The following is a 26,536-nucleotide window of genomic DNA, read 5'->3' on the forward strand; positions in this document are numbered from 1 at the left end:
TTTTCTGTAAATCGTTTTGCTTTCATATAGCTAATTTAAAATTAAAATTCAATACGAAACGCCTCGCTGGCGCTTCGGCTAAACTCTAATCTCAAATGGCCGACTTTCAGGTAAGCTTACAGAGGATATGTTTTTGTATCCACAGATGAAAATGTTTTTCGCACAAACAACCAGGGCATTGACTGGGAGCCGGCAGGAACTGAGCTCAAAGGCAAATATGTTAAAACTATCATAGAATGCAACAATATGCTTTTTGCGGGAACGTATTTGCGTGGTATATACCGCTCCATTGATGACGGTGACACGTGGACTGCAATAAACAACGGAATACCTGCAAAATACATCTACTGGCTGGAAACTGACGGAGCTTATCTTTATGCAGGTACTTATCTGAACGGCATTTACAGGTCAACGGACATGGGCGATACATGGACCCCTGCCAATAACGGATTTACTCAGACGAGTGTTGGATCAATCATACATTTTGATGGTAAATTATTTGCTTCATCAATTTATGCAGGAGTTTATGTTTCGGCTGACAGCGGAACTACCTGGTCTCAAATGGCAACAAATATTCCAATGGTAAAAGGATTTACACACATGAACGGAGTGTTGTATGCCGGTGCTTTTGGTGGAGGTGTATATAAATCTACTAACTCTGGCCAAACCTGGACAACTATAAATACCGGATTGAATGAAACAGACATATGGGCTATAGGTAATGACGGCTCTGTGCTTTATGCTGGAGTAAGCAACGGAAATATTTATAAAAGCACCAACGAGGGAGTTAACTGGACTTTAAGCAACAGCAGCACCGTTTTTAAAGCAAACATTGGAAGTCTTGCATGTAGTGGCTCAGTACTCATTGCAGGAACGCACGGGGCAGGACTTTATACTTCGAACAACAACGGCGTAACCTGGACAAAGTCAAGCACTATAGGAACTGTCGAGATACGTTCTGTAATTGCAAACAGTCCAATAGCATTTGCCGGTACGGATATGCTTGGGGTGTTTAAATCTGTTAATAACGGGATTACATTTCAGGCTTCCAACACAGGACTGACCAGCAGCTGGATTCAGTGTTTTACATTCTGCAACGGAAAAATATTTGCAGGTAGTGGCGAAGAGGGTATTTTTGTTTCAGCAAACAATGGAAGCAACTGGAATCCCGTCAACACAGGACTTGGTTGCATGAACATAACTGCCCTTGCTTCAGATGGAACTTATCTCTTTGCCGGAACTTCAGATTCAGGGATATATTGCAGCAGCAATTTCGGGTCCTCATGGTATCAGGTGAATAATGGGTTAGCTGACAACCGGATTACTGCTCTTCAATATTTTAATGGACATGTTCTTGCAGGCACCAGTTCAGAGGGTGTATTTAAATCTTCAGACAACGGAAATACATGGATTTCTGCTTCTGACGGAATGCCTGCGCAAACTGAAATACGTACACTTCATGCTTGCAATGACACTTTGCTGGCTGGAACAGATTTAGGAGAAATATATTTCAGTTCTGATTATGGGGAAAGTTGGTTACCTGTCAACGATGGACTTTATGGCTCACCCGTACTTTCTATTAGTAGTTACGATGAAAATTTATATACAGGTATAAATGGAACAGGGCTGTGGAAACGCCCCTGTGTTGAAATAACAGGTTTGGAAAACCAGGCTGCTCCATCGTATGTTTCGGTTTTCCCCAATCCTGCTACAAATAGCATTCGTATCGAATCACCTGTAATAATTTCAAAAGTGCATATTGTAAATACTAAAGGGCAAATAGTAAAAAAAATGATTGTGAATGATTATCATCTTGAAATGAATATTAAAAATTTGATTTCCGGACTCTATACCTTGCAAATTTATTCATCGTCAGAATTACTCACACAGCGGATAATAATTTTGAATTAGTATTTCAATTACACCCCGATAGAATTGAAAGATATATTAACGAATAAAAGCAACAGTGTTATTATAGAGCAATCTGAATATTAAATCATGCATATTCCTGAATTCCCTGACAGCAAAAAACTGACACTCAACAACAAAGAAAATATCAGCAACTTTATAAGTAGGTTTCCTCCTTATGCCGACTATAATTTTACGGCTATGTTTTGTTACAATATAAATGATACAATTCAGGTTTCATGGCTTAACGGCAATCTTGTAGTTCTTTTTCAGAATATAATCACAGGTGAGTTATATTTTTCTTTTCTGGGTGAAAACCTAGCAACAGAAACTGCATTCACACTTTTAAATCATTGCAGGCAAGCAGACATAAAAGACAAGTTGTGTTATATCCCAGAATGCACAAGAAAACATATCAACGACCAAGGCTTAACTATAACAGAAGACAGAGATAACAATGATTACATACTTTCCACCGGAGCGTTTTCTCTTTTAAAGGGCAATGCATATAAAGAAAAAAGAAATGCAATCAATAAATTTCACAGAATACACCCTTCACACCACACGGAAATTATAGACCTGGAAAGTGAAAAAATACAACAGCAGGTAAACACTTTATACCTCAACTGGATAGAAAACAAAAAAGCCGGCAGTAACGAAACAGAATATGAATATAAGGCTTTCACACGCCTGATGGAAAACAGCAGGCATTTTAATGTTACCGCTTTGGGGATTTATGTTGATGACAAGCTCGCTGCTTTCAATATTTTTGAAATACTCGATAATGCTTATGCCATCTGCCATTTTGGAAAATACGATATTTCCGTAACAGGTGTGTTCACTTTCTTGCTGAAAGAAACGACGGCATTTCTTCAAGACAATCATGTTGAATTTCTCAATTTTGAACAGGACCTTGGCATAGCTGGGCTTAGAGAATCAAAACTTCAACTGCGGCCTGTTGATTTTCTGAAAAAATATATTATCAATAAAAAATAGAAGTAACTTTGAGGGTATAATTAAAAAAGGAGTCATTATGAAAAAATTAGTTGCAGAATTTATCGGAACCCTATGGCTGGTTTTGGGAGGTTGCGGAAGCGCAGTATTAGCCGCTGCATATCCTGAATTAGGTATAGGTTTTACCGGCGTAGCTATTGCTTTCGGCTTAACCGTGCTGACAATGGCTTACGCGATAGGCCACATATCCGGCTGTCATCTGAATCCGGCAGTATCCATAGGTTTATGGATAGGCGGACGCTTTAAAGGAAAAGATTTACTGCCGTATATCGGTGTGCAAATACTTGGTGCCATCGTCGGAGCAGGAATATTGTACCTGATAGCTAGCGGAAAATCCGGCTTTGAAATCGGAAATTTTGCTGCTAACGGCTATGGCGAACACTCGCCAGGTCAATATGACATGATTGCAGCATTGCTGACAGAAATTGTGATGACTTTTATGTTCCTGATAATTATTTTGGGAGCAACGCATTCAAAAGCCCCGAAAAATTTTGCCGGTATCGCAATCGGTTTAGGCCTGACACTCATTCACCTTATTAGCATTCCTGTTACCAACACATCAGTAAACCCGGCAAGAAGTATCAGCCAGGCGATATTTGTTGGAGGCTGGGCGCTTGAACAACTTTGGTTGTTTATTGTTGCACCCATCGTTGGTGCCATCCTCGCAGGGATTGTTTACAGAATGATTTCCCCAGACAAGGAGTAACAATATTGGGAAACAGATTGGATATCTTTTCTTGCATCATCGAACACGCTGAGGTATCACGGAAATTATTATTAACCGCTTGTGCTATTAAATTATGAAGTCTCACTATTTCATATCTTTACAAGATACTGACGGTTCAGATTTCGACTTCGCTCAATCTGAACGTAAGATAGTTATGTTATCAACAGCACAACGGGTTATTATTAATAAATACTCACAGAGATGATGAAGGAATTTTCTTTTTTTCTCGGACAATGGGATCTTGATTATAAAATTCCTAAAAGCAGCTTCAGCGAAGCCGGGACAGACAAAGGCACAGGGACTTTCAGCAGCATGTTAAATAACAACTTTATACTTTTTGAATATTCCACTGCATCGGGCAGCGAAGCCAAAGGCATTTTTGCCCGGGACAGCAAAGCCGGGATATACAGGTATTGGTGGTTCGAAAATTCAGGGAACTATTTAAGCGCCAGCTGTAATTTTATAAATAATGACACATTGATGATGCATTGGCAGGATTCCCTTCTGGTGCAGACTTTCAAAAAATGCGGGAATGAAAAAATTATACTAACCATGCAGCAACCTTCATCACAGGGAAACTATGAAACCATTATGGAAGTTGTTATGACAAAAAAACATTAAAAACGATGAGTAAAAAACAATGGTATGAAACACTTTTTGAAAACTATGCTGATAGTTATGAAAAAGAGGTCTTTACACAAGGGACTTTAGGAGAATGTGATTTTATTGAAAAAGAACTCAACTATAACAAAACACTAAAAATACTGGATGTGGGCTGCGGAACAGGAAGGCATGCCATAGAACTGACAAAAAGAGGTTACAACATCACAGGAATTGATTTGTCAGGAACGCTCCTTGCCAAAGCAAGAGAAAAAGCCATGAAAGAAAAGCTTATAATTAATTTTCAACAGCACGATGCAAGGAACCTTCCTTTCAATGGGGAATTTGACGCCGCCATCATGCTCTGTGAAGGCGGGTTTCCGCTGATGGAAACCGATGAAATGAATTTTGAAATATTAAAAAATGTAACAAAGTCATTAAAAAGCAGCGGAAAATTTATTTTCACCACACTGAACGGGCTGTTTCCTCTTTATCATTCTGTTGAAAAGTTCTGTAATGCTGCAACAGAAGACGGCAATGCCACATACCGCAGCAATACCTTCGACCTGATAACATTCCGCGACCACAATCTGACTGAAATTACCGATGATTCAGGAAATAAAAAAGTGCTGGATTGTAATGAAAGGTATTATGTCCCAAGCGAAATAACATGGCTTTTACACACTCTTGGCTATAAAAAAACAGAAATATTCGGTGCTCAACTTGGGGCCTTTTCACGAAATGACAAACTGAGTACCGAGGATTTTGAGATGCTCGTTATTGCAGAAAAATGAGTTATTGATAAAGTCTGTCTTCTATTTATCTGTTAGCGACAGGCCATTTCATAATAATAGCTTCCAGTTTCATGAAGTATGCCCTGTCGAGGGGGTAGCCCATCTTGCCCGCGGTATTGATATCTTCCCATGCCTGGGTATAATTACCTTTTTCAAAATAGGCTACCGAACGGTTCACGTAGGCGGCTGCATCGTTCGGATTCATGTTTATGGCGGTGCAGTAATCGGCAATAGCATCATCCGTCTGTTTCAGGTTGTATTTAACAAGTCCGCGCCAGGAATACATTTCGGGCTTTTTTGAGTTCAGGCTGATGGCTTTATCCAGCTTTGTCAAGGCCTCGGTAAAGTTACTCTTTTTGTAATATGCCAGCCCGAGCCAATAATAGGTTTCATCATCATCTGGAAGTTTTTTCAGACAGGTCTCAAAATCGTTTATTGCTTCCTCGTGCCTGCCCAAATTTAACAAAGCGGTACCGCGTTTCATAAACCCTTTTCCGTCTTCAGGTTTCAGCTTCAGGTATTTTTCGTAATAAGACAGCGATTCCTCAAAACGGCCTAGGGCGCTCAACGAATTTGCTTTTCCAAACAGCCCGTCAATATTGTCAGGGTTATATTTTAATGCATGAGAAAAGTCTCTCACGGCTTCCTCATGCTTGCCCAGGTTATTATTTACTACACCTCGGTTACTCCATGCCTGATAATAAGTAGAGTCAAGTTGTATGGCAGTATTGAACTCTTTCATAGCCTTTTCATGATTCTTTTCCCAATGGTAATATAGATATCCAAGGTTATTATAAGCAAAAGGCAGGTGTGGATATACTTTTGTAAGGTCACGCATGAGCACTTCGCCGTTTTTCCATTTGCCGATGCGCTGCCAGGTCAGCACCGAGAAGAAGATAATTAAAGCAGCAGCAAGAATGTGAAGTAAAGGCGTAAGACGTTTTAGCTTTTCTGATTTGTTGTTCATTAAGTTATCATACAGAATTCCCACTATAAAAAATAAGCCTATGTATGGAACATAACTGTATCGCTCGGCCATGGCAGCACCTCCTACAGGAACAATCTGCAACACCAGTATAATGTTTGAAAAGAAAAATAGAAAACCAAAAATATAATGCCTCATTATTTTTTTGTTTCTTAATGAGCGTATAAAAAACGTTACAAAGGCGATTACAAACAAAATGATAACTGCCATCGCAATAAAATATATCACAGGAAAGATGCCGTCAATACGGCTTGGGTAAGGATACATAGCCGCCAGGTGAACAGGTACAAATAACTTCCAGAAATATGTAAGTGTGGAATGACAAACAATAAGCAATCGCTCAAACATAGTAAACATCGGTGTCAGGTCCTGAATAGCCCCTTTTTCTCCCTGTGAATAAACAGCAATAAGGCCGAAAGTTAATGACAATACAAGAAATGGTACCTTCTCAAGAATTAACTTTAAGTTCAGTTTCCTGCGCAAATAATAATCCAGAACAAACATTACAATAGGAAGTATCGTTGCTGCCGATTTGGAAAGCAATGACAAAAAGAAAAACAAAAATGCAAGCAGGTAGTGTCTTCGTTTGTTATCTTTTTTCGTGAAAAAATAATAGTATTGTATTAACGAGAGCATAAAGAAGAAAGCGTAAAGCACATCCTTACGTTCTGATATCCATGCCACGGATTCAACATGCATGGGGTGTATGCCAAAAAGTAATGCAACAAAAGCTGCCACTTCTATCCTTTTTGAAATCAGTTTGATGAACACAAAAACCAGAATGACATTGAACAGGTGAAAAAGTAAGTTATGGATGTGATACAACAGGGCCTTTTCTCCTACCATAGCATATTCCACAGCATAGAAGAAGGTGGTAAGCGGATGGTAATTTCCCTTGTAAAAAGTGGTAGGATTAAAAATTGTTTTAAAGTTTTCCCATGAAAGTTCATGAACCAGTTTGTGCTCATGGATATACCCTCCGTCGTCCCAGTTGAAAATAAAATCATTCTTCAACGATGGAATATAAACAATAAGTGTAAAAATAACTGCAAGAGCTGCCAGCAGAATTTCTTTTTTACGATTGGCAGGAAATTTAAAAGCAGCAGTATTGCTTTGTGAAACAATATTATGTTGCAAGTTTGATTTCTGATGAGTTTTCTGATACTTTTTATTCTTCTTACCCATTCGGTTTGTTCAAATTTGTTTTAGAAATGAATTCCGGTTTTAAAACATAGAGCAAAATAAATAATTTTATCATTATTGTGCGATATAAATGTATTTCGTCCTAACAGAACTTAATAATCTTTGTATAAATAATTATCTACCAATATTCAATCCCTATGGGGTTATCCCGTTAGGGACAAAAGATTGGTAGAAACTAAAAAAAAACATACCCCAAATAAGTTCCATAGGAACGTTATATTACAAGGCATTGCGTATTTATAAAATATTTTATTGTAGAGCAGTGTAATTTTATATATAAGTAATGAATTAGCAAAAGTGTTATTAAAATATTCATAATTATAATGCAAAATTCTTCATACAGTATGTGGGATTATATTATCGTTTTTTTTTGTAAATTAGCAAAAAATAGCTGCAGTGAAAATACAGCAAATATTAACTAAATACTGGGGTTATTCGGTTTTCAGGCCTTTGCAGGAAGACATCATCCAATCGGTACTTGCCGGTAATGACACCCTGGCTTTACTTCCCACAGGCGGAGGAAAATCGCTATGCTACCAGGTGCCTGCATTGGCAAAAGAAGGCCTTTGTATTGTTGTATCGCCCCTTATTGCCCTGATGAAAGACCAGGTGGAAAACCTCAACAAAAGAAACATCAAGGCCATTGCAATTTATTCCGGCATGAGCCGAAACGAAATAGACATTGCTTTTGACAATGCCGTATATAACAAAGAAATTAAATTGCTGTACCTCTCACCCGAAAGGCTTGGAACGGATATTTTTCATGCCAAACTAAAGCACATGAAAGTCAATTTGCTGGCTGTCGACGAAGCCCATTGCATATCTCAATGGGGTTATGATTTCAGGCCGCCTTATCTCAAAATAGCCGATGTCAGAGAATTTTTGCCCGGCATACCCGTCATTGCGCTCACAGCAACGGCAACTCCGGAAGTAGTTGACGACATACAAAAGCAGTTGTTGTTCAGCAAGAAAAACCTGTTACAAAAAAGCTTTGAACGCGACAACCTTTCTTATTTTGTAAAAAAGGAAGAAAACAAACTTCAACTGCTTTTGAAAATTGTTCAAAAGAATAAGGGCAGCGGTATTGTTTATGTCCGCAACCGCCGCAAAACTAATGAAATTGCTTCTTTTCTGAATAAAAACAACTGCTCTTCCGATTTTTATCATGCCGGTCTTGACTCCAGGCTGAGAGACGAAAAACAAAATTCATGGAAAAGCGGGCTTAAGCGTGTCATGGTCTGTACTAATGCTTTCGGAATGGGCATTGACAAACCTGATGTAAGGTTTGTAGTTCATCTCGACCTGCCCGAAAGCATAGAAGCATATTTTCAGGAAGCAGGCCGTGCAGGCAGGGACGAGAAAAAAGCTTTTGCCGTAATGCTTTATGAAAATGCAGACATACAGGATGCTTATAAACATTTCGAATTTGCTTATCCTCCCAAAGAAACAATAAAAAAAATCTATAACTGTCTTTGCAACTATTTTCATCTTGCTGCCGGGAGCGGTGCCGACACAACATACCCTTTTATTATCGGTGAATTCAGTGAGCATTACAACCTCCCGGTACATACGGTGTTCAATTCCTTAAAATTCCTTGAAAAAGAAGGCTTTATAGCCCTTTCAGAAGCTATGCATGAACCTTCAAAACTGCATATCACAGCCAATAACACCGAACTATACCGCTTTGAACTGGAAAACGCCAAATATGTTCGTCTTATCAAAACAATTTTACGAATGTATAGCGGACTGTTTAACGATTATGTTAAAATTGATGAAGACAGTATTGCACAAAAATCTTCCACGAAAACCGGGCAGGTTATTGCCATGCTTGATGAGTTGGAAAAAATGAATGTCATCTTGTATAAACCCCGCTCCGATAAACCGGAAATAACATTTGTATGTGAGCGCCTGCCGGATAAAAACATTCAGATTTCTGACCAAAACTATAAAATTCTTAAAGAAAATGCACTCAAGCGCTTAGAAGCTGTTACAGATTATTTGTCTGGTAATACCAAATGCAGAAGCCAGTTTTTGCTCAACTATTTTGGAGAAAAAAACAACAAGCGCTGTGGTATATGTGATGTCTGCCTGAAGCGCAACGAACTTGGCCTCACAGAACTTGAATTCGACAACATTGTCAATATGATTAAACCCCTGCTAAAAGATAATGGGTTGACAATTGACCAAATTAAAACAAAGCTGAAAAGTACCCAGGAAGATAAACTGATTGCCATTTTGCGATGGCTGACGGATAACGATAAAATTTCAGTCGACAAAGAAGGAATATATAAGTGGTATTGATTTTCATAAAAAATTATCATAATTGTATTGTACAATTTTTTATTTGCATTTCATCATATCACAAAAACAAATTTTAAATAAAAAAAAACATTTTTTTCTGATAGCTTTTTTAAGCACCCCACTGTTGTTCCTCAATTGTAAAAAAACATCCTGCCTTCAGATTTCAGGAATAAATACACAGGCATTTACAACTTCACTTGTTCTTATTATTCATGGAATATTAATGTTGGAATTTACGATTCTGATACGCTGACATACACCGGGAATGTGTATTATGAAAATGAAGGGGAAATATACATACATTACAGCAGCAATAAGAACCTCCGGCTGAATATTGATGAGGAAGGTTATTTGAAATTATTATGCGGTGCCGGAGCCGGCAGTTTTACATCCGAAAACACTGTAAGTTTAAACTATGCTACAAATTCATGCCCGGGAGGCGGGCTGGGCGGTGGAACAAATTATAAAGTGGACGGTACAAAACAATAGTTCAGAAAGTCTTAAGGTAAGTTATTACCGCACCTGAAATTAAGTTAAGTTTTTCGTAAACTTTGCCTGATTTCATTTTTCTCACTGAAAATTCAACGGTGCATTTTTCATCAAAATTCTGAGAAATAAACACTGCATTTTCATCCTTCAAAACCCGCATCACATCATTCATTTTTTCGTAATTGAACGTGATATGATAACTATCGTTAATGGTTTTTTCAATAATTTTACTTTTCTCCAGCACTTCTCTGGCAGTAGTTTTGTATGCATTTATAAGTCCACTGACACCAAGTTTTGTGCCTCCGAAGTATCTTACAACAACCACCAATACATTGGTTAAGTCTTTCGACTGTATTTGCCCAAAGATAGGCCTGCCTGCCGTTCCAGATGGTTCACCGTCATCGTTGAAACGAAAAATACTCTTATCAAAACCCAGGCGAAAAGCATAGCAATGATGGGTTGCATCGTAATATATTTTTTTAATTTTTCCCAGTGTCTGTTTCACAGCGATTTCATTTTCCACAGGCACCGCCAGTCCAATAAATCTGCTGCCTCTGTCACGGAAAACACTTTCGGCAGTTTCTTCTATGGTAAGATATACATCTTCAAAAAGCATAAAAAAACAGTTTAAAACAAAATCGGTAACACAGGTCAGTTATACGTTTTTTTTATCACCACAGGCGACCTTTACCTAAGATTACGCCTGAAGTTTATCTTTTGTAATGCCCCAAATAATAGTAAGCAATACCGCTTTATTTAATCACGATATTTTTCTTCGAAACATATTCATCAATTTTTTCAGATATCAGCCCGAAGATTTCTTCTATGGTTCCCATACCTTCAATGGACGACAGTTTGCCCTGCTCTTTATAATATTCCAGCAGCGGTTCTGTTTGTTCCCGGTAAACTTCGATACGTTTTTTTATGATCTCTGCGTTGTCATCGCCCCTGTTCGAGTGTTGGCTACGATACATGATACGGTTGAACAATTCCTCTTCAGCAACGTTAAGAAATATCACCATTGACACCGGGGCATTTTTTGTGTTCAGCATTTCATCAAGAGACACAGCCTGGTTCAGCGTACGGGGAAAACCGTCAAATATAAAACCATTGGTATTGACAACATTCGTTGTCCTTGATATTAACTGTTCCAGGATTATGCTGTCGGGCACAAGCAGCCCCTTGTTAATATAATCTTTAACAAGTTTTCCGATTTTTGTTTCGTTTTTCATTTCTTCCCGCATGATGTCACCGGTAGAAAGGTGGGTCAATTGGTATTTACTGATGATGTTTTCTGATTGTGTGCCTTTGCCGCTGCCCGGCGCACCGAATAAGATGATGTTTAGCATAGAAGTATTAAATTACAATTTTATAAATATCAGGGAGGTTTCTCCCCAGTCCGTTATAATCAAGTCCGAAACCTACAATGAAATCATTCGGGATATGTAAGCCGACATAATCAATAGGAAAATTTTTAATAAAAGCATCGGGCTTCAGTAATAATGATGCTATTCGGATACCTGCCGGCTGAAAGGTTTCTAATTTTTCAAGCAAGTGTTCCATGGTAAGTCCGGAATCAATAATATCCTCCAATATCACAACTTCCCGCCCTTTGATATCTTCATTAAATCCTATCAGTTGTTTAACCTGTTGGGTTGATGATGTTCCTGAATAAGAAGATAGCTTCACAAAAGTGATTTCGCAATTTATGTTAATTTTTTTCAACAGGTCGGCAGCAAACATAAAAGAGCCATTCAGTATCGCCATAAAAAGAGGCAATTTTTCTTTATAATCATTATTTATACGTGAAGCAACATCAGTGATTGCTTGTTGTATAGTATTATTGCTGACAAACAATGAAAAAGTTTTATCGTTTAATTTTACTGTGGTCATTTTATTTTTTGAAAAAGCTAAATTACAAATTAAAGTCAAAAAGCTGTCAAATTCATAAATATTTTATCTTTGTATAATAAATTTTCAGTTATGAAACCAATTGTAAGTATTATCATGGGCAGCACTTCTGATTTGCCCGTGATGGAAGCCGCAGCCAAATTTTTCGATGAGATGCAGATACCTTTTGAAATGAATGCATTATCGGCACACCGCACACCCGATGAGGTAGCTGATTTTGCAAAAAAAGCACAGGGGCGCGGCATAAAAGTCATCATTGCAGCAGCCGGCATGGCCGCACATTTGCCGGGAGTTATTGCATCCATGACACCTCTGCCCGTGATAGGCGTTCCCATAAAATCTTCCCTTGAAGGCCTTGACTCAATTTTAGCAATATTACAAATGCCCCCGGGCATTCCCGTAGCTACCGTGGCACTGAACGGAGCACAAAATGCTGCCATCCTTGCTTTGCAGATACTTTCCTTGAGTGACGAAAAACTTATGAGTAAAAACCTTACATTCAAAAAAAATCTGAAAACAAAAATTGTTAAAGCCAATGAGGAGCTTGGGAAAATAAATTACAACTACAAAGTGTGAAAACATGAAACACGGATATTTTTTTTTCCTTACACTGCTTCTGATATCTTTCACTTTAACCGCACAACATGACAACAGCCCCATTGGCAGTCGCTCGGCAGCCATGGGTAATGCTTCCGTAACACTTACCGACTTCTGGTCAGTTCACAACAACCAGGCCGCTATGGCATACTATGACCATATTGCAGCAGGGATATATTACGAAAACCGATTTATCACTAAAGAACTCGGGCTTAAATGTTTTTCATTATTAGTGCCTGTTAAAAAAGCTGGAGTTTTCGGGTTGAATGTATCAAACTTCGGATACCATTTGTATAATGAATCAAAAATTGGCCTCGCTTATGGTATGGCTTTCGGTGATAGAATTTCAGCCGGGGTGCAACTGGATTACATATATACGCATATTGCAGAAAATTATGGGAATAAAAGCAACATCACTTTCGAAGCGGGTATCCGTGCAAAAATCATTAAAAACTTAATCATTGCAGCACATATATATAACCCTATCATGGTCAAAATCTCATCGTACGACAATGAAAGGATACCACTGATATTTAAAATAGGGCTTTCATATACTTTTAGCGATAAAGCTGTACTGGCAGCCGAAGTGGAAAAAGATATCAATTATAAACCCATATTTAAAACCGGGTTGGAGTATCATATTGTAAAACCGGTTTATATCAGAATTGGTATTGCTACGAACCCTTTTATTTATTCCTTCGGAGCCGGTTTTGAATTTTATCATTTTAAACTGGATGTTTCAGCTTCACGGCATCCTGTACTGGGATTTACACCTCAGGCCTCGCTGGTTTACGACATACATTCGATATATTCGGAAAAGAAAAACAAGAAATAAAAAAGTGCCTAAAGTGAGCTGAAGTTTGAAGTACTTAAAATTATTTTACTTAGAAATTAATTAAGTTATTTTAAAAAAATATTACAAACAAAAATAAGTACAACAAATCATATACACAGAGTAATAAAAACAAAGATGAACCGCCTCTTTACCAACTTATGCTTGTGTTTTAGCGTAATTATTTTTTTATTTTCCAGTAAAGCGCTTTTAGCCCAGGAAATAGAGCCCGACAGTACAACAGATTTTCAGCAGCAACTCATTGAAAACTACAGTGAACAAATAGATGCAGAAATCGATTATAGTGATATGATTTCCGACATGGAATATTACCTCAAGCATCCGCTAAATATCAATAAAGCAAGTTTTGAAGAAATTTCCGCTTTGAAAATACTTAACGATATTCAAATAAAAAACCTGCTGGAACATATTCAAAAAAACGGCAAATTGCTTTCGGTTTATGAGCTTCAATCCATAGAAGGCTTTGATGTGGACATCATCAACCTGCTCCTTCCCTATATTAATCTGGGCATGGAAACTGAAAAATCTTCTTTTCGTTTTAAAGATATTTTTTTGTACGGTACCAATAATGTTTTTATGCGTTATCAGCGAATCATTGAAAAACAGAAAGGCTTTAAAAAAGTTCCTGACTCGTTATATGAATTAAGCCCCAACTCTTATTACCTTGGAAGCCCTGATAAATTATACCTAAAATACCGTTTTAACTATAATAATAAAGTAATGTGGGGTATTACTGCTGAAAAAGACGCCGGAGAGCAATTTTTCAAAGGGATAAACCGGTATGGTTATGATTTTTATTCCGGGTTTATCAATGTACAAAACATGGGGATAATAAAAAATATTATACTTGGTGATTTTAACATACAGTTTGGGCAGGGGCTTACACTTTGGTCGGGGCTTAGCTTCGGGAAATCCAGCGAAGCCATAAACATAAAAAAAATTGCCCGCGGCATCAGCCCGTATTCTTCTTCTTACGAAAGCGGCTTTATGAGGGGAACAGGATTTACACTGGGATACAAAGGATTTGAATTAACAGGTTTTTATTCCATTAAAAATATGGATGCAACCCTGAGTGCAAACGACACAACTGAAAACACTGACTATATAATTACATCTTTAAGTGAAGACGGATTGCACAATACCCCAAACCGTGCAGAAAAAAAAGGAGCATTAAACGAACAATTATTTGGCGGCCACCTGGCTTATAAAACCAAAGCATTGAATGTTGGCATCACAGCTTATGGTATTCACCTGAATATGCCCATTTCAACGGAACAAAAACCTTATAAAATCTTTGATTTCAATGGCCAGAATAATTTCAATATGGGCATAGATTACAGTTATATTTTCCGCAATTTTAACATTTTCGGAGAAACTTCCCGCAGTCAGAATGGCGGTTGGGCAACATTCAACGGACTGATGGCAAGCATAAACCGTTATATTTCTTTCGTGGTGTCGTACCGATATTATCAACGTAATTACCAATCCTTATATTCTTCGTCTTTTAGTGAAAGCGGCAATTCCTATAACGAAAGTGGTTTTTATGCGGGTATTTCCGTAAAACCTCATTACAAGATTCTCATTAACGCTTATGCAGATTTTTTTACGTTCCCATGGCTTAAATACAGGGTTAACAGCCCTTCAAACGGCTTCGACTGCAATATCAGCCTTCAGTATAAGCCCACAAAAAAAATCAACATCCAGTTTCGATATAAATTCGAACAAAAACAAATAAACAGCGATGATGAAGATGCGGTAATAAATTATAACGTACCTTACAGCAGGCAAAACATTCGTATGCATATTACTTATCCGGTTTCTGATGCTTTTACTTTAGCCAACAGGATTGAGATATCAAATTACAAATTCAACACTTCTGCACCTGAGTATGGATACCTGCTTTATCAGGACATAAAATACAGGCCACAAAAATTGCCGCTGGCTTTTTCTTTTCGTTTTACCTTATTTGACACAAAATCATACAACACCCGAATGTATGCTTTTGAAAATGACGTGCTGCATGCCTATTCCATACCTTCTTTTTATGACAAAGGAATACGTTATTACCTTATGCTGCAATACAGCCCGGGGAGACATTTTGATATCTGGCTGCGCTTTGCCCAAACATATTATGACAATAAAACCGTTATCAGTTCCGGGCTGAATGAGATTAATGGCAACAGGCAATCGGAAATAAAGGTACAGGTTAGATTTAAGTTTTGATACGAAATTATGACGACCATTGAAAAAGAAAAGAGAGTAGTATTTCTGATGATACGATTGTATTGCAGAAAGCAACATCACACCAGCGATCTTTGTGGAAAATGCCGTGAATTAGAAAACTACTCCTTTACACGCATTGATAAATGTCCGCACTTGCCGGATAAACCGAAATGCTCAAAATGTCAGACACACTGTTTCAGAAATAATAAACGTGAAGAAATCAGAAGAGTCATGCGCTATTCAGGGCCAAGAATGATCATTTATCATCCAGTGATCGCACTACAGCACATGCTTAGATAAATGTTTTATCAACTAAAAATTTATTCGGAACTTTGCCATACAAAAATGTATGCGGGTCAAAATTCTCTTATATTAATTTTATATCAGCCATGGCGCTCAGCAAAAATTTTCCGAAAGGTTTTACAGCGATAAAGAACATATTTTCGTCGCTCCATTCGCGAAACTACCGGCTTTATTTCGTGGGTCAGGGCGTTTCATTGATTGGGACATGGATGCAGAATATTGCATTAAGCTGGCTGGTATACAGGCTTTCGGGATCGGTGTTTCTTTTAGGTTTGGTGGGATTTACCGGTCAGATCCCCAGCTTTATTCTGTCACCTTTTACAGGAGTGATCAGCGACAGGTATAACCGGCTTAAAATTATGAAACTTGCCCAGGTATTTTTTATGCTTCACTCCCTGACCATGGCAGTTTTGGTCCTGACAAACACGATTCAGGTATGGCATATCGTAGCATTAAGTATAGTTTTTGGTATTATCAACGCTTTCGACACACCGGCCCGGCAATCGCTGGTCATCGACCTGATTGATGATCCCAAAGACCTGGGAAATGCCATAGCATTGAATTCAGCCATTTTCAACGCCGGACGTTTAATAGGCCCGGCAATTGCCGGTATCACCATTGCCGTTGTTGGTGAAGGAATCTGCTTTCTGTTGAATGCTTTGAGTTTTGTAGCAGTAATCGCGGCACTGATGCAGATCAAAATTCCGGCAAAACAACAATCCATCCATCCCGAAAAATTTAAGAAGAGTTTCTCGGAAGGTTTCCATTATACATTTAATTCCATGCCCATACGTACCTTAATTACCTTGCTGGCTGTTTTAAGCCTGATCGGCCTTCCTGTTGTGGTAATTTTACCAGCATACGCCAAAGAAATCCTTCTTGGAAATGCCGACACTCTCGGCTACCTGATGTCTGCCCTGGGCGCCGGTGCACTATGCGGTGCGCTGTATATGGCCTCACGAAGAACAGTGCTGGGGCTTGCCAAAATAATTTCCATCAGTATTGGAGTTTATGGCCTGTCATTGACCTTAGCATCTTTTTCGCAGGTAACCTATTTATCCATGATGATATTTTTCTTCACAGGGCTTACCATGGTTCTTTCATTATCGTCTATTAATACGATGTTACAGACCATTGCCGATGAAGATAAACGGGGCCGGGTGATGAGTTTTTATGCCATGGCGCTAATGGGAACCATGCCAATAGGCAACCTCCTGTCAGGAACGCTGGCCAGTGGGATTGGCATACCTTATACACTACTGATTTCCGGAACAATTACTATTTTATCCGGCGTGTGGCTTTGGTTCAACCTCAAAACGCTCAGGAAGTATGTGCGCCCTATATATATTAATAAAGGTATACTCCCGGGATTACCGCATGATATAAATTGATACGGGACAATTGCATTTTAAAAGGATTACGGCAAGGTCTGGTAATCTGTAATCATTTGTAACCCAAATCATTTAAGGCATATAATAAATGAGGCTTGTCTAATTCAAAAAATTCACTTAGTTTTGCACCAAATTTAAAACTATTATTATATGTTTAAAAATCATCCTAAGGGTTTATTGTCAGCTGCGTTGGCCAATATGGGAGAGCGTTTTGGTTTCTACACCATGATGGCCATCCTCGTGCTGTTTCTTCAGGCAAAATTCGGTCTTTCAGGCCCCAATGCCGGAATCATTTATTCCATTTTTTACTTTTCAATTTACATTCTTGCCTTTGTTGGCGGACTCATTGCTGATAAAACCAAGAATTTCAAAGGAACTATCCTTATTGGTTTAATAATGATGTCTGTCGGGTATTTTCTGATTGCTATTCCCACATCAACACCGGTTCCTGAAAATTCTTTTAACCTTTTGCTTGGGATGACCTGTGGCGGACTGTTTGTAATTGCCTTCGGTAACGGTTTATTCAAAGGCAACCTACAGGCTCTTGTCGGCCAGATGTATGACAATGAAAAATACAGTAAATTGCGTGACTCAGGGTTTTCCATTTTCTATATGTTTATCAATGTGGGTGCCATCTTTGCTCCACTTGCAGCAGTTGGTGTAAGAAACTGGTGGGTAACTTCTCATGGATTTGAATACAACTCCGCAATGCCAGAGTTGTGCCATGCGCACCTGAATAACACAATCAGCGTGGAAGGTATTACCAAACTTCAGGAATTCGCAGCACAATTTAATTATGCCGGGTCCGACATAACAACTTTCGCCAATAAATATCTTAATGTGTTTGCCACAGGTTTTCATTATGCTTTTGCAGTGGCAATCTGCGCTATGATTATTTCACTGATTATATACCTTGCCAATAAAAAGAAATTCCCGAATCCTAAAACCAAGGAAGAAGCTGCCAATGCCAATATTATAGAAATGGATATCAAAGAAGTCAGGCAACGCCTTTACGCATTATTTGCAGTTTTTGCGGTGGTTATTTTCTTCTGGTTTTCATTCCATCAAAATGGTTTGACGCTTACTTATTTTGCAAAAGATTATACAGATTTAAGCAAGATTAGTATTAACCTGGGATTCACCGAAATCAAAGGTGCAGAATTATTCCAGTCAATCAATCCATTTTTTGTTGTATTTCTGACACCGGTGATTTTAGCTGTTTTCGGCGCTTTACGAGCCAGAGGAAAAGAACCCTCAACACCTAAAAAGATTGCCATTGGGATGGGGATTGCTGCAAGTGCATATCTTTTAATGGCACTGGGCTCAATGGGAATTCCTACAAAAAGCGAGCTTACAGAAATGGGAGGATTACCCGATGCAGAGCGCATTACACCTCTCCTGCTATTAGGCACTTATTTTATTCTAACTGTGGCCGAACTATTTATTTCACCTTTGGGTATATCATTTGTTTCTAAAGTGGCTCCTCCAAAATATCAGGGCATGATGCAGGGCTTATGGCTCTGTGCTACTGCTATCGGAAATTCGTTGCTGTTTATTGGAGCTGTTTTGTACGACATTATACCGATTTCCGGCGTATGGACCGTTTTCATTGTGGCCTGCTGTATTTCAATGGGGACAATGTTTTTCATGCTCCGATGGCTGGAAAAGGTAGCCAAATAAAAAAAATAAAAAAAGAGGCCTTGAGCCTCTTTTTTTTTTATCTTTATTAAAAATTATCACCTATGAGAAGTTTATCATTAAACATAATAATTACATTCATTTCTCTTTCTGTTTTCGCACAATATCCTACAGGACACCGTACAATAACTTATCAGGACCCTGCACGCAGCGACCGTAACATTGAGACAGAAATATATTATCCGGCAGTTTCTGCAGGAAACAACACCGATGTTGCATCAGGACAGTTTCCCATTCTTGTTTTCGGACATGGATTTGTTATGTCGGTTTCTTCCTATGAAAACATCTGGACAGTTCTAACACCCCTGGGATATATCGTTGCCCTGCCCACCACAGAAGGCGGAGCCCCCAACCATTCCGAATTCGGCAAAGACCTTGCTTTTTTAATCAGCAAATTGCAGTCGGAAGGCTCCAATGCTTCTTCGCCTTTTTATCAGAAAGTCGGGACTACTTCAGCCATGATGGGGCATTCGATGGGAGGTGGCGTATCGTTTCTTGGCTGCGAAAACAACACCTTGCCAACAGTGATGGTAACTTTTGCCGCTGCCGTAACAAACCCTTCATCCACCACTGCTGCCGCCAATGTTACTATTCCCACTCTGGTAATTTCCGGCGCTGACGACTGTGTAGCACCGCCCGACGAACATCAACTGCTTATGTATAACGCACTTGCCAGTAGCTGTAAAGTATATATCAGTATCACTAACGGAGGCCACTGTAATTTTGCCAATTATAATTTAGCCTGCACTTTTGGCGAAGAAACCTGCAACCCGGGAGGTGTGGATATAACAAGAGAAGAACAACAGGCAATTACTATGAGTTTTTTGATTCCTTACCTTGACTTTTTCCTGAAAGGAGTGGAAGTCTCATGGTATGAATTTACGGATTCATTAACCAATTCCACAAAAATAACTCACATAAAAAATTGCGATATTGACCCCTCAGGAATTGCCGAAGCCAAAAATACAGAAGTAAATATTTATCCCAACCCCTCAACAGGCAATCTCAATATCTCACTTGCCGGAGATGAAAGGGCGTTCATTGAATTATCAGATATAACAGGAAGGGTAATTTTAAAAAGAGAAACTGACAGGCAAATAACCAAGCTTGATATCAGCACGTTAATACAAGGAGTGTATTTTGTGAAAGTTATTAACGCAAATGATTCTCATGTAACACGGCGCATTATTAAAATGTAGTGTTTTCATTTAGGATTCAAAATTGATATCAGGCGAAACGGCCTAATAACTTTTTATTGATTATTGTTATTAAAATTACCACAGCATTTAATGCCAAGAGCAGCAGTAATGTTTGGGGTATTCCCAGCAACGGAATGATAAAACTTGTGATTAATAAAGCCCCGGCTGCAGAACCCAAAAGTTCTATGCTGTACGAATTCCCTGCATTGATGGCATTGGGTTGGTTTTTAAGCCTTGTGGAAAGTACAAACTGAACACCTGTGATTAGAGCCAGCAGAAAAACGATAAGATAAAAAACAAATCTAACAAATAATGAAAGGTGTAAGACATAATTGAAAAGTACCCATACTATCAAAAGAAAAACCAATAAGATAATTTGCATTATAATAAAATGCATGAATCCGGCTTTAAGTTTTTTGGGGACAACAGAAGTGCCGGTAAACAAACCTGTCATAAATAATGTGATGATAATGCTCAATTCAGAATATACATAACCGCATAACGATTGAAAAGCGACAATAATAATCATTTCAACGGACGCTGATGTAAAACCGCTTGCAAGTAGATTGACATTAACGGGTTTCATGATAAATATCATGACAAGAAATATTATACTAACCAGCATTACAGGCAGCCACAGGCTTGCCTGATAAAAACTTAACCAGTGCTGAAGTCCGTAATAATATGTTATGGGTTTTAAATCATAATTAACAGGCGCGGAAGCGTTTATATCAGAAATAATCTTTTCTGATTTTTGTTTTATCAGGCTGTCATTCAGAAAATATTCGTTGACATAAACATTTTCAATATTCCTCTCCGTAATATTTTTTGCTATCTCTAAAGTCAAATTGCCATCGGAAGCAAGCATAAACAAACGGTTGCCAGAGATGATACTCACATTTTTAAAGACTTTCCGCAGGCTGTTGTAAACAGAAGAATTCAATTGAACAGATGACGGATTCATATAATTTTCCATCCCGGGTAAACTAAGACCGGCAACTGCATCCGTTTGCATACACCTTTTCAACTCCGAAAAAAATTCAAATGTGTAAAAACGGTTGCTTTGAGCATAAAGCGGGTCGGGAGTATTCAGAATGACAACATCATATTTTACTGGTGATTTTCTTATAAAAATGCGCGGGTCCTGAAAATACACATTTGAAAACAATATAGTGTCATGCGAAAAATATTTTTTTTCCATTTCAGCAATATCCCTGTTTATGTCAACAAAATCAATATGCAAGGGATGATATTTTTTTATTTCTTTTTCTGTATTATAAATATTTCCGGAAACCTGCAACACATACCTGGACTCAGGCCTTTGAATCATGATATAATGTACAGATTCTTCGGTTGCCATCTCATTATGGTCAGAATTGATAATCGTGCCATTCAGATACATATTGAACTGCTCCTGGCTCCCGGTAACCACAATTTTCCCAAATTCATTTTCACGGGTTTCTATTATTTTTTGCCCCGGATACAATTTTCCAAGAGCAATATTTTTGATATCGGTATTCATAAGAAAAACAACAAGTGCTAACAACATTAGTAAATGAACCCATAAATTCCTGTTTTTTTTCTTTAAAGTAATCATCGCTATAAAAAAGAAAGCATTTGATATAGCTATTATAGAAATAATCTGATAGGAGTCAAAAAAACGTATGAGCAAAAAGCTGAACAGAACTCCGCTGACAATACTCCCCAGAGATTCAACGGCATAAACAACAGCAATTTCGTTTCTTTGACGTGTCATTCGGGCAGCAAATACTGGAAATGCCCCTCCTGATAAAATACATACCGGAGATAATACCGACACTATAATAATCAACATTTCGAAAGGACTTTGCATCATTCCGGGCAGAAAAAGTATATTCTTAAAATAAGCAAACCCCAGAAGTAAAACAGCAGTTAACAACAAGGGGAAAACCAACAATAAATACGAAAAGAATGTATTTACTTTTTCAGCCAGGTATTTTGCCAGCAAAGCCCCCATGCCGGTGAAAACAAACCAGCACGCCAGTATCATGCCTGAAACTAACTCGTTACCGAAAAAAAGACTGAATAGCTCTCTAAGAATGACAAGTTGAATTACAACTGCATTAAATCCGAGAATAAAAAAACTAATGCTGTTTTTTCGGATATTGTCTTGCATTTTGGAATTATTATAACAAACCTACAATTTTTTTATAAAGAAATGCTTTAAGGCAAAATATAAAAGTAGTTTTTTAAGAAATTTCATCAATTAGTAACCACCATCAATACTTAGTTTTTGAAACCAGTATATTTAATATCATAACACTCATAAATACAATAAAATTACTATTTTTTTACAAAATTTAACATTTTGTATTAATGTTTTATTTAAATTTGAGGTTTATTTTTTTAACCTAAAAACTAAAAGCTTATGAAAAAATTGTTATTAATTTTAATTGTGATGCTTGTTTGGGCAGGAAATTCCCGGGCACAAGTGAGCACATACCTGTTTAGCAGCTCCACAGGTACTTATACAGAAATAACAGACGGCACTGTTCTGACGACTAGTGCAGATGATGATAACTTTGATGCAAATGACATCGGGTTCACCTTCACGTATAATGGCGTACCTTACACTCAGTTCAGCGTGAATAATAATGGATTCATTGCCATGGGAGAAACGGTTATTTCAAATACTTCTGCGCTTAGCTCAGGATTAAACAACAATGTTATTGCCCCGCAAAGTGAAGACCTTCAGACCAATACTACGGGAGCTGAACTTAGCTATCAGCTTAGCGGGTCCTCACCGAACCAGGTGCTTACTATACAATGGAAAAATTATCGTCATTATAACGCTACCGGTGAGAGCTATAATTTTCAAATTAAATTATATGAAACCACCAATGTCATACAATTTGTTTACGGAAGTTATACAAAAAATACTACTACCCGGACAGCGCAGGTTGGGTTAAGAGGCGCTTCCAATGATGACTTCAACAACAGGGCTACCACTACTGACTGGACAGCAACCACTGCCGGCGCAACTAATACAGCTTCCTGTGATTTATCCCCTACCGTGTACCCTCCCAGCGGTCTCACCTTTACTTTCACTCCTGCAACATGCTTTGCTCCCAGTGGTTTAAATGTTTCTGACATTTCAACAGTAGAAGCAACCATTGCCTGGACAGCAGCTATACCAGCTCCTGCCAATGGATATGAATATGAAATCCGTACCAGCGGTGACGTGGGAAGCGGACCTGCAGGACTTGTTGCGACAGGAAGCACGGCAGCAGGAGATGTTGATGATGATGTCTCAGGCTTAACCCCCGGTGGTACACAGCATTATCTTTATGTACGCTCTGTTTGCGGGGAAGAAGATTACAGTAATTGGGCATTGACCACATTCACTACCTCGTGTGCTAATATTACCAGCTATCCCTATACGCAAAGTTTTGCTTCTGTTCTTGACTCCTGCTGGTCGTCTGTATCAGAGGACGCCGAAGGAGCATCTTACCATTGGGCTGTAACTACAAATGATGCATCTCATGGGGTCAGCGGTCCTCAAGAGGGTACTCATTTTGCCTTTCTTAATGTTTACAATGCAGAAACATCCTACAACCCTTATTATCTGAAAACCTTGGCTTTTGAACTGGGCGAGACTCCAAAACAAGTTAAATACTATTACTATTTAGGTGATGAAGGTTATACAGACAGCCCAGTACCCTTAACGCTACAAATAAGTAATGATAACGGCTCCACATGGACAGATCTTTATTTGCACACAGAAGCTAACTCTACTTTTTCATCAACAAGTGATCTTTCGGGATGGTATTTGAATACTGTAAACCTGTCAGCTTATGCAAATCAGACAGTAATATTCAGATTTGCTTCAAATTCATATTATTCATACGGTTATTGTAATCAGGGTATAGATGAATTTACCGTTGAAGAAGTGCCTGCATGTCCTCAGCCTTCCTCATTAAAAGCAACAAATATCAACAATAATTCTGCGGATCTTGGCTGGACAGAAACCGGAACAGCCACGTTATGGAATATAGAACTTGGCGCTCCTGGTTTCACTCCAGGAACCGGAACAAATCTGATTGGAGTAACCGGAACAACAAGTAATCCGTGGCCTGCGACAGGAGGATCAGGCAATACTACGTATGAATTTTATGTTCAGGCAGATTGCGGTGGAGATGTAAGTTCATGGGCGGGCCCATACTCTTTTACTACACTATGCGATGCTGTAACAAGCTATCCATGGACAGAAAATTTTGACACCATGAATACCATTGGCAACTCCATTATTCCATTATGCTGGACTATTGAATCGGCATCGGGCACTCCCTGGGCTTCTGCCAATGCTGCCAGTAACACATATAATGACCCTGCAACTACTCCAAACTATATAACCTGCTATTGGAGCCCTACCAGTAGCAATAAATACTTAATCACTCCCGGGTTTAATATGACAACAGGAAATTCTTATAATATTAGTTTTAATTATGTAGGCGATGGAAATTCGGGGTGGAATGTTGATGTAGGTTATAATACGGCCCAAACCGGCACAGATTATTCCATACTCGGGGACGCTATACTAAGCGGAGAAACATCTTCAACAAGCTATGAAACACTTACAAGAACTTTTTACCCTTCAACATCTGGTACATATTATTTTGTTGTACGAATTAGCAACAATTACACACCAAATTATTTCGGGCTTGATGATTTCATGGTAACAGAAACGCCGGTTCCCACCCCTGTGATTACTAGCATAGAAGACACGGCAGGATGTGTGGGGTCAGCACTTGTAATACATGGGACAGATTTGACGGGGGCTACAGACGTTACCATTGGCGGGACAGCCGCAGAAATTACCGGCAATACCGACACCACGGTTACAGTAACCGTTGGTACCGGCACCACAGGCACTGTTGAGGTAACAACACCAGGAGGCACAGCTAGCAGCACGCAAACATTCACCGTCAATCAATTACCACAGCTATTTGTTGTGAGCGGTGGCGGAGAATATTGTCAGGGTGGTACAGGTGTCGTAATTAACCTGAGCGGTTCTATGAACGGGGTTAATTATGATTTATCAACCACACCGGTTACAACCATAGAAGGTACAGGAAGTGCATTAACCTTTGGCCCGACAGCATTCTCTACTGGCACATATACCATAACAGCCACAGATACTTTAACCGGATGTTCCGCATTAATGACAGACTCTGCGAATGTAGTTGTAAATCCTCTGCCTTCAGATGTTACAGCTAACGCATCCAGTAATTCAATTTGCATTGGTGATACTATAAATCTGTTTTCTTCAGCAAATTCGAATGTTTACAACACTGTAAATTATTTCGAAGGTTTTGAAGTATTGCCTCCGGCAGGATGGACATCTTACAATGAGGGTTTAGGTAATGACTGGGGTGCCATCGATGTAAGCCACAGCGGCAATTTATCAATGTTTTATCATTATTCAGACGAACCAGCTGACGCATGGGGTATAACAGGGCCTATGGCATTAGATGCCGGCACCACTTATACCATTAGTTTCTGGTATATGGTTGAAAGTGATTACTATCCTGAGAAATTAAAAGTAACTGTTGGCGATGCAGCAACAGTTTTGGCTCAAACAACCACCCTGTGGGACAACAATGGTGATACAGCACTATTTAATGAAACCTGGGAACAGGCAGTTATCTCTTTTAATCCTGTGACAAGCGGCACTTACTATTTCGGGTTCAACTGTTATTCTAATACCAATATGTATATGTTATATATTGACGATGTAGAGATATCAGGTCCAGTAATAAATCCGGCAACTTACTCCTGGACATCTGATCCTGACGGATTCACTTCAAACCAGCAAAACCCAACAGAAGTAACACCTTCAGAAACGACAGAATACATTGTTACGGTTGAAAATAGTTATGGCTGTATAGCGACAAACAGTACCACTGTAGTGATGAATCCTTTGCCAACAGCAACAGTCAGCATTGATAATGATACCGTATGTGCAGGGGATGAAATTTTAATATCTATTAACCTTTCAGGAACAGGCCCGTGGTTATTACATGGACTCACAAGAACTGAAGTAGGCGGTTCATCCTATACCTTACCCGATACAATTGTTGACTCCAGCCCATTCCAAATAGATGACAATCCAATACTAAGCACATATTATCATATAGAAAGCTATACGGATAATGCTACCGGATGTACCAACGATTCGGCTAACTGGGTAAGTGTCTTTGTAAAAGAATTACCAACAGCTATAGTGCAAGTGGATGACGATACTATATGCATAGGAGATACTATAACCATAAGTATTTCTTTGTCTGGTTCAGGCCCGTGG

20 protein-coding genes are annotated in these 26,536 nt (G+C 38.7%); 15 read left to right on the top strand and 5 right to left on the bottom strand.

Annotated features, from left to right (window positions below):
* Nucleotides 1-246 precede the first annotated feature (246 nt).
* The 5 genes from M0R16_12755 to M0R16_12775 all read left to right on the top strand — a co-directional run bounded on the left by M0R16_12755 (nt 247) and on the right by M0R16_12775 (nt 5,043).
* Entirely contained in the window at nt 247-1,911 is a 1,665-nt protein-coding gene (locus tag M0R16_12755; protein ID MCK9613742.1) for a T9SS type A sorting domain-containing protein, read from the top strand.
* 87 nt (nt 1,912-1,998) lie between these two features.
* Nucleotides 1,999-2,904 carry a phosphatidylglycerol lysyltransferase domain-containing protein gene (locus M0R16_12760; GenBank protein MCK9613743.1) on the top strand — a complete coding sequence of 302 codons (906 nt, stop codon included), beginning with the start codon at nt 1,999-2,001 and terminating at the stop codon, nt 2,902-2,904.
* A 37-nt stretch (nt 2,905-2,941) separates the two neighbouring features.
* Nucleotides 2,942-3,628 (top strand): aquaporin Z, encoded by a 687-nt coding sequence (aqpZ, locus tag M0R16_12765; protein ID MCK9613744.1) that lies wholly within the window; start codon nt 2,942-2,944, stop codon nt 3,626-3,628.
* 222 nt (nt 3,629-3,850) lie between these two features.
* Nucleotides 3,851-4,270, top strand: a complete 420-nt coding sequence (locus tag M0R16_12770) for a hypothetical protein (GenBank protein MCK9613745.1) — start codon at nt 3,851-3,853, stop codon at nt 4,268-4,270.
* Between the two features lie 5 nt (nt 4,271-4,275).
* A complete protein-coding gene (locus M0R16_12775; protein ID MCK9613746.1) occupies nt 4,276-5,043 on the top strand; it encodes a class I SAM-dependent methyltransferase in 768 nt (255 codons plus the stop codon).
* Nucleotides 5,044-5,068: 25 nt separating this feature from the next.
* On the opposite strand, the gene M0R16_12780 is transcribed toward M0R16_12775, so the two are convergent.
* Nucleotides 5,069-7,213, bottom strand: coding sequence for a tetratricopeptide repeat protein (locus M0R16_12780; GenBank protein ID MCK9613747.1), 2,145 nt, complete (start codon nt 7,211-7,213; stop codon nt 5,069-5,071).
* Nucleotides 7,214-7,627: 414 nt separating this feature from the next.
* Here M0R16_12780 and M0R16_12785 point away from each other — a divergent pair, with 414 nt between their 5' ends.
* Together M0R16_12785 and M0R16_12790 are read left to right on the top strand one after the other, a co-directional pair.
* Nucleotides 7,628-9,532: a RecQ family ATP-dependent DNA helicase gene (locus M0R16_12785; protein MCK9613748.1), complete on the top strand. Its 1,905-nt coding sequence runs from the start codon at nt 7,628-7,630 to the stop codon at nt 9,530-9,532.
* Nucleotides 9,533-9,799: 267 nt separating this feature from the next.
* Entirely contained in the window at nt 9,800-10,021 is a 222-nt protein-coding gene (locus M0R16_12790) for a hypothetical protein (protein ID MCK9613749.1), read from the top strand.
* Between the two features lies 1 nt (nt 10,022).
* On the opposite strand, the gene M0R16_12795 is transcribed toward M0R16_12790, so the two are convergent.
* The 3 genes from M0R16_12795 to hpt form a co-directional block, all read right to left on the bottom strand.
* The gene (locus tag M0R16_12795) at nt 10,023-10,637 is read right to left on the bottom strand and encodes a YigZ family protein (protein MCK9613750.1); all 615 of its coding nucleotides are present in this window, start codon (nt 10,635-10,637) and stop codon (nt 10,023-10,025) included.
* A 136-nt stretch (nt 10,638-10,773) separates the two neighbouring features.
* Nucleotides 10,774-11,370, bottom strand: coding sequence for an adenylate kinase (locus M0R16_12800; GenBank protein ID MCK9613751.1), 597 nt, complete (start codon nt 11,368-11,370; stop codon nt 10,774-10,776).
* A gap of 7 nt (nt 11,371-11,377) precedes the next feature.
* Complete coding sequence (hpt, locus tag M0R16_12805) at nt 11,378-11,914, bottom strand: hypoxanthine phosphoribosyltransferase (GenBank protein MCK9613752.1); 537 nt, start codon at nt 11,912-11,914, stop codon at nt 11,378-11,380.
* A 90-nt stretch (nt 11,915-12,004) separates the two neighbouring features.
* On the opposite strand from hpt, the gene purE reads away from it, so the two are divergent.
* From purE to M0R16_12840, 7 genes are all read left to right on the top strand, one after another.
* Nucleotides 12,005-12,508 carry a 5-(carboxyamino)imidazole ribonucleotide mutase gene (purE, locus tag M0R16_12810; protein ID MCK9613753.1) on the top strand — a complete coding sequence of 168 codons (504 nt, stop codon included), beginning with the start codon at nt 12,005-12,007 and terminating at the stop codon, nt 12,506-12,508.
* A 4-nt stretch (nt 12,509-12,512) separates the two neighbouring features.
* Nucleotides 12,513-13,364 (top strand): hypothetical protein, encoded by an 852-nt coding sequence (locus tag M0R16_12815; protein ID MCK9613754.1) that lies wholly within the window; start codon nt 12,513-12,515, stop codon nt 13,362-13,364.
* Between the two features lie 135 nt (nt 13,365-13,499).
* Nucleotides 13,500-15,605, top strand: a complete 2,106-nt coding sequence (locus M0R16_12820; protein ID MCK9613755.1) for a helix-hairpin-helix domain-containing protein — start codon at nt 13,500-13,502, stop codon at nt 15,603-15,605.
* A 9-nt stretch (nt 15,606-15,614) separates the two neighbouring features.
* Nucleotides 15,615-15,905, top strand: coding sequence for a nitrous oxide-stimulated promoter family protein (locus M0R16_12825; GenBank protein MCK9613756.1), 291 nt, complete (start codon nt 15,615-15,617; stop codon nt 15,903-15,905).
* Between the two features lie 32 nt (nt 15,906-15,937).
* On the top strand, nt 15,938-17,299 hold the full coding sequence (locus M0R16_12830) for an MFS transporter (protein ID MCK9613757.1): 1,362 nt from the start codon (nt 15,938-15,940) through the stop codon (nt 17,297-17,299).
* Nucleotides 17,300-17,449: 150 nt separating this feature from the next.
* Nucleotides 17,450-18,979: a peptide MFS transporter gene (locus M0R16_12835; GenBank protein ID MCK9613758.1), complete on the top strand. Its 1,530-nt coding sequence runs from the start codon at nt 17,450-17,452 to the stop codon at nt 18,977-18,979.
* A gap of 62 nt (nt 18,980-19,041) precedes the next feature.
* Nucleotides 19,042-20,196 (top strand): T9SS type A sorting domain-containing protein, encoded by a 1,155-nt coding sequence (locus M0R16_12840; GenBank protein ID MCK9613759.1) that lies wholly within the window; start codon nt 19,042-19,044, stop codon nt 20,194-20,196.
* Nucleotides 20,197-20,224: 28 nt separating this feature from the next.
* Here M0R16_12840 and M0R16_12845 read toward each other — a convergent pair whose 3' ends face one another.
* A complete protein-coding gene (locus tag M0R16_12845) occupies nt 20,225-22,351 on the bottom strand; it encodes a hypothetical protein (protein ID MCK9613760.1) in 2,127 nt (708 codons plus the stop codon).
* A gap of 252 nt (nt 22,352-22,603) precedes the next feature.
* On the opposite strand from M0R16_12845, the gene M0R16_12850 reads away from it, so the two are divergent.
* A partial coding sequence (locus M0R16_12850) for a carbohydrate binding domain-containing protein (GenBank protein ID MCK9613761.1) occupies nt 22,604-26,536 on the top strand: 3,933 nt, incomplete at its 3' end.

The organism is Bacteroidales bacterium (assembly GCA_023228145.1).
GTDB lineage: Bacteria > Bacteroidota > Bacteroidia > Bacteroidales > CAIWKO01 > CAIWKO01.